Origin of the sequence: Paracoccus versutus (genome assembly GCF_000763885.1) — a bacterium.
GTDB lineage: Bacteria > Pseudomonadota > Alphaproteobacteria > Rhodobacterales > Rhodobacteraceae > Paracoccus > Paracoccus versutus.
Genome location: NZ_JRKO01000103.1, coordinates 1 through 10260, shown reverse-complemented (window position 1 = coordinate 10260; position 10260 = coordinate 1). Strand labels below are relative to the sequence as shown.

Below are 10260 nucleotides of genomic sequence, written 5' to 3'. Positions count from 1 at the left end.
GATCATGGACCGTTCCCCCCGTCCGCGCCCCCGCCCTCGCCCAGAACGGCCGCCAGGCGGATATAGCCGCGCCCTTCGCGCTCGGCCCGCAGCATGGCGGCGGTGGGCGCGCCGATCCAGGCGCGCGAGAACTCGGCGATGGTGCGGCGGATCGGCACCTGCACGCGCCAGCTCAGCATCAAGACCCGCGCCTCGGCGTCGATGGCCAGCGTATCGGGCAGCGCCACGGTGTCGAGGCAGCAGTCGCGCCCGCGCCAGACCCGGAACGGCAGCCGGGTGTCGGGCAGGCGGAACGCCTCGCGCCCGCGCGGGGTCAGATGCACCAGCACCACCGGCGTAAAAGGCGCAGGCGGCACGATCTGCTGGTCGGGGGGCGCCATCTGGTAGTAACGCTCGTCGAAGTCCCGCGGCAGGAAGGGCGCGGTTTCCGCCACCCAGCGCTCGTCATAGGTGCCGCCATAGGGCAGGCGCAGCGGCCAGCCGCGCCCGTAAAGCCCCAGCGCCATCGGCTGCCAGTCGCCATAGGGCGAGGTGATCTCCTGCCCCGGCGCCTCGGTATTGGGCAGCGCGAGGCCCGCCGGACTGCCGCCCGCGGCGGTGGCCCAGCCCAGCCCCACCGGATTGGCGGCATGGACCGGCACGTCGGGGCCGGGCGGGCGGCTGCGGTCGGGCCCGCCAAAGGCGGTGTCATAGGAAAACGGCATCCGCGTGAAGGGATAGGGCCGGGTCGCGGCAATGGCCGGCCCCAGCGTACGCCATTCGCGCTGGCCGACCACGTCGAACTGCTTGGACCAGTTGCCCACCGCCAGCCCCACGCGCAGCCGCTCGACCGGGCGGCCGCCGGGGGCATGGGCGGCGCCGTTCAGCACCACGTCGCAGAAGGGCTTGCGAAAGGCGAAATCGCTTTCCCAAAGCGGTGCGGAAAAGCCCGGCGCGCCGGTATATTCGTCGGCCATGACCAGCGGGCGCTGGTCCTGAAGCGGCAGGGGCGGGTCGCTTTCACGCTCGGGAAAGGCGAAGCTGCCCTTGACCACCAGCAGCATGAAGGCCTGCCCGGCCACGTCCATGCCGGTCCCCATCTGATGGGGAAAGCCGGTCTGGTCCAGGATCTGCACGGCACGCCTCAGTCCAGGGCATAGGCAAAGCCGTCCGGCCCGCCGGTCACCGTCACCCTGCCGATGCCACGCCCCTCCAGCCTGGCGTCCAGCACCCGGCGGCTGAGTTCGGGCAGGATCGCGCCGGTCAGGATGGCGTCGACCATGCGGCCGCCCGATTCGACCTCGGTGCAGCGGGCGCGGATCTGGTCCATGACGCCCGTGCCGATCACCAGCTCGGCGCCATACGCGGCGGCCAGCCTGCGGCCGATGCCGGCCAGCTTCTGCCCGGCGATGGCCTCGATCATCGCATCCGAAAGCGGCAGGTAGGGGATCGTCACCAGCCGCCCCAGCAGCGCCGGGGGAAACACCTTCAGCAGCGGCGGGCGCAGCGCGGCCGACAGGCTGTCGATCTCGATCCGGCTGCGGCCGGCATCGGTCAGCGCCATGATCTCGTCGGTGCCCACGTTCGAAGTCAGCAGGATCAGCGTATTGCGAAAGTCGATCCGCCGCCCCTCGCTGTCGTCCATCATCCCCTTGTCGAAGACCTGGAAGAAGATCTCGTGGATGTCGGGATGGGCCTTTTCCACCTCGTCGAGCAGGATCACCGAATAGGGCCGGCGCCGCACCGCCTCGGTCAGCACGCCGCCCTTGCCATAGCCGACATAGCCCGGCGGCGCGCCCTTGAGGGTCGAGACGGTATGCGCCTCCTGGAACTCGCTCATGTTGATGGAGATCAGGTTCTGCTCGCCGCCGTAAAGCGCATCGGCCAGGGCCAGCGCGGTCTCGGTCTTGCCGACGCCCGAGGGGCCGCAAAGCATGAAGACGCCCATCGGCTTTTCCGGCGCGCCCAGCCCGGCCATGCCGGTCTGGATGCGGCTGGCGATGGCCGCCATGGCATGGTCCTGCCCGACCACGCGCTGCGCAAGCAGGCCGGCAAGGCCCAGGGCGCGCTCGGTCTGGCTGGCCAGCATCCGGCCCAGCGGGATGCCGGTCCAGTCCTGCACCACCGCCCCCACCGCCAGCCGGTCCACCGAGGGCAGGATCAGCGGCCGCTCGCCCTGCCGCTCCGCCAGCTCGGCCATCTTGGTGCGCAACAGCGACAGCCGCGCGGCGGGGTCAGGGTCCGGGGTTTCGGCATCCGCATCACCGGACGGCGCGGCCGCGGCAGGCGCATCGGGCGCAGCCTCGGCAGATGCCCCCTCGGCGGCGATTTCCGCGGCCTCGCCCCCGGCTTCGGCCCCGGTCTCGTCCAGCGCCATGCCCTCGCCGCGCAGCTCGGCCCGCAGCGAAAGGATGTCGGAGACCAGCGCCTTTTCCGCCTCCCAGCGTTCCAGCGCGGCGGCGCGCTCGGCCTCGGCCGCGGCGCGGGCGGCGTCGTTGGCGGCCTGGCGCTCGGTCGTGTCGATGCCGATGGCGGCCTCGCGGGCGATGATGCCCGCCTCGATCTCCAGCGCCTGCAGGCGGCGCTCCAGATCCTCCAGCTCCGCCGGCGTCGCGTGCTGGCTGACGGCGACGCGGGCGCAGGCGGTGTCGAGCAGGCTGATCGCCTTGTCCGGCAATTGCCGCGCCGGGATATAGCGATGCGACAGCGAGACGGCCGCACCGATCGCCTCGTCCAGGATCTCGACCCGGTGATGCCGTTCCAGCACGCCCGCCACGCCGCGCAGCATCCCGACCGCGGCGGCTTCCGAAGGCTCCTCGACCTTCACCACCTGGAAGCGCCGGGTCAGCGCCGGGTCTTTCTCGATATGCTGCTTGTATTCGGCCCAGGTGGTGGCGGCGACGGTGCGCAGCTCGCCCCGCGCCAGCGCCGGTTTCAACAGGTTCGCGGCATCGCCCGTCCCCGCCGCGCCCCCGGCGCCGATCAGCGTATGCGCCTCGTCGATGAACAGGATCACCGATTTCGCCGAGGCCTGCACCTCGTCGATCACCGCTTTCAGCCGCTTCTCGAACTCGCCCTTGACGCTCGCGCCGGCCTGCATCAGCCCGATGTCCAGCAGCCACAGATCGACCGCCGCCAGCTGCGGCGGCACGTCGCCGCGCGCCAGCCGCAGGGCAAAGCCCTCGACCACGGCGGTCTTGCCCACCCCGGCCTCGCCGGTCAGGATCGGGTTGTTCTGCCGCCGCCGCATCAGGATGTCGATGATCTGGCGGATTTCCGCGTCGCGGCCGACCACCGGGTCGATCTTGCCGGCGCGCGCCCGCTCGGTCAGGTTGGTGGCGTATTTCGCCAGCGCCCCTTCGGGCGGTTTCGGCACATTGGCCGGCGCGGGCTCGGGCGGGGCCGCCGGTTCGGCCTCGGCCGAGCCGGCCAGGATACCGGGCAGGTCCGGCGCCAGGCGGTCGGGGTCGATGCGGCCGAATTCCGGGCTGATGCGCAGCAGCAAGCCTTCCAGCACCGGGGTCTTGAGGCAGGCGACCAGGATGTCGCCCGAGCGCACGCGGTCGGTGCCCCGCTCCAGCGCCGCCAGCGTCCAGCCCTCCTGGATGGCGTGGAAGATATGGTCGGAAAACTCCTCGACCGCGCTGGCCCCGCGCGGCAGGGCGTCGAGCGCGCGGGCCAGGTCGCCCTCCAGCCGCGCCGCATCGACCCCGGCCGCGGCGGCGATCAGCGCCAGGTCCGAATCCGCCGCCCCCGCCAGGGCGGCGATGAAATGCACAAGCTCGACATAGGGATTGCCGCGCGCCTTGGCGTTGCGCGCCCCTTCGGAAAACGCCCGCAGGCACAGCGCATCCAGCCGGCCGACCAGTTCCTTGCGCTTGACGGTTTCTCGGGATCCTCTGGCGGGGGCACGGGGCGTCACGGTCGTCATCCTGGCCATCCTTGCAAAGCTGGCAAAAGAACCGGAGCGATAAAACGGGCTTGCCAGGGGCAGGCTCGGGGGGAAATGATCCTGGGGGAAAGTGTATTTCAAAACCGCGGCTTTCGGAAATCTTTTCGCAAGGAGCCGGCCATGGCCAGCCTGCCGCAAAAGGGAACGTCGCCATGATCCCGGCCCTGCCGGGGGACATCTTCCGCGAGGGCCAGGTGCTCAACAACACCTGGGCCGTCGAGGGCGTTCTGGGCCGCGGCGGCACCGGCGAGGTCTATCGCGCCAAAAGCCTCGTCACCGGCCGGGTGGTGGCGATCAAGGCGCTTTCGGCCGGCTTTTCCGGCGACGAGGGCTATCTTGAGCTGATGCGCCGCGAAGAGGCGATGCGCGACATCCTGCACGACGCCGTGGTGCGCTACAGCGACTGCTCGCGCACGCCCGAGGGCCATGTCTTCCTGGTCATGGACTTCATCGACGGCCCGGCGCTGTCCGAGGTGATGGCCGAACGCAGGCTGGGCACGCGCGACTTGCTGATCGTCGCGCATCGCGTGGCCGAGGGGCTGGTCGCCGCCCATGCCCGCGGCGTGGTGCATCGCGACCTGTCGCCCGACAACGTCATCCTGCGCGACGGCCGGGTCGAGGGCGCGACGGTGATCGACTTCGGCATCGCCAAGGACACCGCCGCCGGGGCGCATACCGTGGTCGGCAACCAGTTCGCCGGCAAATACGAATATGCCGCGCCCGAACAGTTCGACGGCAAGGCCGAGCCGGCCAGCGACCTTTACGCGCTCGGCGCGCTGCTGCTGGCAGCGGCGCGGGGCGAGGTGCCCTTTGCCGGCGCGACGCCGGGCGAGATGATCCGCCGCAAGGCCGAGCCCCTGGACGTGACCGGCCTGCCCGAACCGCTGGCCGGGCTGATCCTGTGGCTTTCGGCGCCGCGCATCGGGGAACGCGCGCCCTCGGCCGCCGCGGTGGTGGCGCGGCTGGACGCGCTGCTGAAGGGGGCCGAGGCCGCGCCGGCCCGCAAGGGCGCCGCGCCGCGCCCGCAGCCGGCGCGCAAGGCGGGCGGCGGGCGGCGCTGGCTGGTCCTGCTGCTTCTGGCCGTGGTGCTGGCCGGCGGGTTCCTGGCCGCAAGGCCGCTGCTTTTCCCCGCCCTGCCGCTGGTCCAGCCCTGGCGGCTGGAGGCGGCGGGGGGCGAGGCGCCGCGGCTGTCCGGCCCGGCGCCGGATGCGGCCAGCGCCGCGCGGATCGCCGCCGCCTTTGCCGCCGCCGCCGGCGGCAGCCCGCCGCAGGACGCACTGGCCCCGGCGCGCGGCATGCCCGCGCCCGGCTGGGCCGAGGCGGTCGAGCGGCTTTTCCCGCAATTGCAGGGCTTGCAGGACTGGACGGTGCTTGTCACCGACCTGCGCGCCGAGATCGCCGGCAGCGCCCCCACCCCGGCCGAGCGCGACGCCATCGCCGCCCGGCTGGCGGAATGGGCGCGGGCCTCGGGCATGGAGCTGGTGCCGCGGCTTGCCGCCGGCCCTGCCCTGCTGATGCCCGCCGATCTGGACGCGCTGCTGGCCGGCGCCGCCCGCTGCGGCCCGCTGACCAGCGACCTGCCCCAGGGCGGCGCCCCGCCCGGCGCCGGCGTCGCGATCCGCGGCGCCCTGCCCGATGCCGCCGCCGCCGCGGCCCTGGCCGAGGCGCTGCGCCCGGCCCTGGACGAGCGCGCCCTGCGGCTGGAGACCGAGACGCTGAGCCCCTCGCTTTGCCGGATCCGCGCCGCGGCGGCGGGCCTGCCCGAGGGCGGCATCGGCATCCGCCTGTCCGAGGCGCGCCGGCCCGAGCCCTCGCTGACCGGCATCTATCGCCCCGGCGACAACCCGGTCGCGGACGTGCTGATCCCCGCCGAACTGGCCGCGACGCCCGGCGCCGAGCTTTGGGTCGCGGTCGAGGAAACCGGCAAGGTCTTCAACGTCCTGCCCAACATGGCCGACCAGGAAACCCGGCTGGACCGCATCGGCCAGCCCGAAGGCGCGCTCAGCCGCGTGCGCGTGCTCTGGCCCGCCGAGGATGCGGGCCTGGGACCGGGACGCATCGCCTTTCGCGTGAACGACCGCGATTTCGGCAAGGCGGGGATCTTTGCCTTCGTCACCCGCGGCCCGCTTTTCGACGAACGCCGGCCGGGCGACGAATCCGCCGACGCCTTTGCCGAGGCGCTGGCGGCGCGGCGCGCGGCCGATCCGCAGCGCATCCTGGCCGCCACCCAGCGCATCCTGGACCTGCGGCCCTGACCGCGCCAAGGCCGGGGGCACGCCCCAGCCAGGGGGCGGCACCGCCGATCCGCAGGATTTCATTGCGCAAAGCCGCAGTCCATGAGATGATTTTCCCATTTCGAGAAGAACATAATGCGGCCTTTGAAAAGGTTTCCCCTATGTTTCTCGCTCCGCTCGCCGTGCCGGATTCCGCCGGGTTGGATCTTCGCAACGACATGAGGTTTCTGGCGCTCGAAAGGGCGCTGGACGGGGCCTCTCGGGCGGCACGGGCCGAACAGCTGGCCAAGGGCAATACCGGCGACGTGGCGCTGGACTGGGCGCATCTGCTGGACGAGGCCGAGGCGCTGGCCCAGGCCGGCCGCGACCTGCGCCTGCTGGTCGTCGTGGCGCGGATCATGACCAACCTGCGCGGCGCGGAAGGGCTGGCCGAGGGGCTGGACCTGCTGGCCGAGACGCTGGAAACCTGGTGGGACCACCTGCATCCCGCCCTGCGCGAGGGCCAATTGGTGCGCGAGGCCGCGCTGCGCCGGATCAACGCGCTCTACCAGATCGAGAATGCCGATGCCGGCATCCTGGGCGATCTGGAGTTCAACACCGTGCTGGTCCCGCGCGGCCTGCCCGCGGTCTCGGGCGGGGATCTGGCGGCGGGGGCGGTCACGGCCTCGGTGCTGGCGGCCGAGGGGCCGAGGGGGCTTTCGGCCGCCGAACAGGCCGACCGCGCCGCCCGCCATGACGCCAGGGCGACGCGGGTGCTGACCGCCTGCCGCGCCCTGCGCGACACCGAGCCCGAGGCGGTAGCGCAGCTGGAAACCGGGCTTGCGGCCGCGCTGGCGGCGCTGGCCCGGCTGGAGGCGGCCCTGGCCGCGCGCATCGGGGACGATCCGCCGACCCGCTTCCCGGCGCTGCGCCGGATGCTGGAGCGGATGGCGGCGACGCTGGCCAGCCCCGAGGCGCAGTTCAGCCGCCCCACGCAGCCGGCAGCGCAGGCGCAGGCCGATGCGCCCGCAACGCCCCGCGCGCCGACGCCCGCCCCCGCGGCCGTTGCCGCGGCGCCCGCATCGGCGGGCCTGCCGGCAAGGCTGGCCTCGCGTGCCGAGGTCGCGACCTGTCTCGACCTGATCATCGATTTCTACGAACGCAACGAACCCGCCTCGCCTTTGCCGCATCTGGCGCGGCGGATGAAGAAGATGGTGCCGATGAACTTCCTGCAGCTGATGGAGGAACTGGCGCCGGGAGGGATGAAGGAATTCCGCAATGTCGCCGGAGTGGCCGAGGACAAGGGACGCTGACGGCAGGGCGCAATCGGGGCCGGCGCCGCGATGGCGCCGCGACAGGGAGTAACCCGCGATGAGCGAGAGCAAGGCCAAGGTAATCGAGCGCAATCGCGCCCCCAGGGTGCAGATCGCCTATGACGTCGAGCATTACGGCAGCCCGACCACCATCGAGCTGCCCTTCGTCATGGGGGTGATGGCGGATCTGGCGGGCAAGTCCACCTCGCGCGAGGCGCAGAAGCCGCCCGCCGAACGGTCCTTCGTCGAGGTGGATGCCGGCCGCTTCCCCGCCTTCATGGAGGCGCTTTCGCCCCGCGTCACCGCCCGCATCCCCAACCGCCTGCCCCGCAAGGAGGGCGAGGAGGCCGGCGCGGAGGAAGAAGAGATGTTCGTGGACCTGACCTTTCGCAACATGGGCGATTTCGCCCCCGACCGCATCGCCGAGCAGATCCCCGAACTGGCCGAGCTGATGAAGATGCGCCGCAAGCTCGAGGAACTGCTGAGCTACATGGACGGCAAGGCCAGCGCCGAAAAGCGCATCGCCCAGCTTCTGAACGACGAGCCGCTGCTGGCCCGCGTCGCCGAGCAGGCGGTGGCCCCCGGCGGCGACGGGACGGAGGGCTGAGCCATGGCCGAACAGGAACTCAAGGGCACCGAAGCCGCCGCCGAAGCCGAGGCCGTCGACCTGGACGAATTCGGCACGCTTCTGGAAAAGGACTTCCGCGTCAAGGAACAGGACGACAGCGCCAAGTTGCGCGAACTGGTCGCGAACCTGGCGCTTGCCGCCCGCGAAAAGGCCGGCAGCGCCACGATCTCCGGCAATGCCGTGCGCTCGATCAAGTCGCTGATCGCCGGCATCGACGAACTGCTGACCACGCAGATGAACGAGGTGCTGCACGCCCCCGAGATCCGCCGCATGGAGGGAAGCTGGCGCGGGCTGCATTACCTGGTCAACAACACCGAAACCGACACCATGCTCAAGATCCGGGTGCTGAACATCACCAAGGACGAGCTTGCCGACCAGCTGGAGGATTTCGAGGGGCAGATGTGGGACCAGTCGCCCATGTTCCGCAAGCTCTATACCGAGGAATATTCCAGCTTCGGCGGCGCGCCCTTCGGCAGCATCGTCGGCGATTACGAATTCAGCCACCACCCGCGCGACGTGGGGCTGCTGCGCAACCTGTCGGGGATCTGCGCCTCGGCGCATGCGCCCTTCATCGCCGCGGCCTCGCCCCGGCTGTTCCGCATGGAAAGCTGGCAGGAACTGCCCAATCCGCAAGACCTGAAGATGGTCACATCCTCGCCCGATTACGCGGCCTGGCAAAGCCTGCGCGAAAGCGAGGATGCGCGCTATATCGGCCTGACCCTGCCGCGGGTGCTGGCGCGCCTGCCCTATGGACCGGACACCATCCCGGTCAAGGGCTTCGACTTCCGCGAAGAGATCGACGGCAAGCACGACCATTACGTCTGGATGAACGCCGCCTTCCCGATGGGGGTGAACATCAACCGCAGCCACAAGCTTTACGGCTGGGGCAGCCAGATCCGCGGCGTGGAATCGGGCGGCGCCGTCACCAACCTGCCGGTGCATACCTTCCCCAGCGACGACGGCTCGGTGGTGATGAAATGCCCGACCGAGATCGCCATCGACGACCGGCGCGAGCATGAGCTGGCCAAGCTGGGGCTGATGCCGATCCTGCACCGCAAGAACACCGATGTCGCGGCCTTCCTGGGCGCGCAGACCCTGCAGGATTGCGAGGCCCGCGCCGGGCGGCTGGTCGATCCCGACGCCCAGGCCAACGAGCGGCTGTCGGCGAACCTGCCCTATCTGCTGCCGGTCTGCCGCTTCGCGCATTACCTCAAGGCCATCGCCCGCGACAAGATCGGCACCTTCAAGGAACGCGCCGACATGGAGGTCTGGCTGTCCGAATGGATCAACCGCTACGTGCTGGCCAATACCGCCATGGCCGACGACAAGGCCAAGGCCAAGCGGCCGCTGGCCAAGGCCGAGGTGCAGGTGGACAGCGTCGAGGGCCGGCCCGGCTATTACGCCGCCCGCTTCTACCTGCGCCCGCATTACCAGCTGGAAGGCATCAACGCCTCGCTACGGCTGGTTTCGGAGCTGCCCTCGGTCAAGGGGCCGTGACGCGCTTTGCCCAGGGGCCGCGGCGGCCCCTGCGGCGCCGGGCCGGCGGGCGCCAGGGCGCGCGCGGCCCCCGACGCGGCCCCGACGGGCCCCGCCATGTCTGAAACCCGGCTTGCCGAACAGGCCGAACAGGGAGATGTGAGATGGCTTTCACCGGATACCTCAAGATCGACGGCATCGACGGCGAATCGCGCCGGGCCGATCACGAAGGCGAAATCGACATCTGGGGCGCCGACCTGAAGGCCGAGCAGAAAAGCTCGGCCGCGACCGGGTCTGGCCGCGTGCGCGGGCGCGCCACCGTCAGCGACCTGACGCTTTACAAATGGTATGACGCCGCCTCGCCCTACCTGGCGCTGGCTTGCATGCAGGGCAAGGCCTTCGAGACCATGACCTTCACCGTCCGCAAGGACTCGGGCGAGGCGCATCTGGACTACCTGACCATCACCATGACCAATTGCCTGATCTCGTCCTATTCGATGAGCCAGAACCAGCCCGCACCCGAGATCGACACCATCGCCGAGCAGATCGGCATCTCGTTCGAGAAGATCGCCGTCAAATACGTCGTCCAGGCCGACGACCATTCGAAAGGCGACGAGCATGAGGTCGAATACGACCTGATGGCCGCCAAGTGACCGCCCCGAGGCGCGCAGGATCGCCATGGCCAGCCCCGCCCCCGAC

Annotated in this window: 7 protein-coding genes; 5 read left to right on the top strand and 2 right to left on the bottom strand. The window is 70.9% G+C overall.

Annotated elements, in window-relative coordinates; genetic code table 11:
* Positions 1 to 2 precede the first annotated feature (2 nt).
* On the bottom strand, positions 3 to 1115 hold the full coding sequence (locus tag IT40_RS25325; protein ID WP_036760989.1) for a DUF2169 family type VI secretion system accessory protein: 1113 nt from the start codon (positions 1113 to 1115) through the stop codon (positions 3 to 5).
* Between the two features lie 8 nt (positions 1116 to 1123).
* Positions 1124 to 3910 (bottom strand): type VI secretion system ATPase TssH, encoded by a 2787-nt coding sequence (tssH, locus tag IT40_RS25320; protein ID WP_036760991.1) that lies wholly within the window; start codon positions 3908 to 3910, stop codon positions 1124 to 1126.
* A gap of 173 nt (positions 3911 to 4083) precedes the next feature.
* Between tssH and IT40_RS25315 the strand changes: the two genes are divergently transcribed.
* The 5 genes from IT40_RS25315 to IT40_RS25295 all read left to right on the top strand — a co-directional run bounded on the left by IT40_RS25315 (position 4084) and on the right by IT40_RS25295 (position 10214).
* A complete protein-coding gene (locus IT40_RS25315) occupies positions 4084 to 6186 on the top strand; it encodes a serine/threonine protein kinase (RefSeq protein WP_036760987.1) in 2103 nt (700 codons plus the stop codon).
* Between the two features lie 140 nt (positions 6187 to 6326).
* The gene (locus tag IT40_RS25310; protein WP_036760985.1) at positions 6327 to 7457 is read left to right on the top strand and encodes a type VI secretion system protein TssA; all 1131 of its coding nucleotides are present in this window, start codon (positions 6327 to 6329) and stop codon (positions 7455 to 7457) included.
* Positions 7458 to 7515: 58 nt separating this feature from the next.
* A complete protein-coding gene (gene tssB / locus IT40_RS25305) occupies positions 7516 to 8064 on the top strand; it encodes a type VI secretion system contractile sheath small subunit (RefSeq protein WP_036760983.1) in 549 nt (182 codons plus the stop codon).
* Between the two features lie 3 nt (positions 8065 to 8067).
* Positions 8068 to 9582 carry a type VI secretion system contractile sheath large subunit gene (gene tssC, locus IT40_RS25300; RefSeq protein WP_036760981.1) on the top strand — a complete coding sequence of 505 codons (1515 nt, stop codon included), beginning with the start codon at positions 8068 to 8070 and terminating at the stop codon, positions 9580 to 9582.
* Between the two features lie 143 nt (positions 9583 to 9725).
* Positions 9726 to 10214, top strand: a complete 489-nt coding sequence (locus IT40_RS25295) for an Hcp family type VI secretion system effector (RefSeq protein WP_036760978.1) — start codon at positions 9726 to 9728, stop codon at positions 10212 to 10214.
* Positions 10215 to 10260 lie beyond the last annotated feature (46 nt).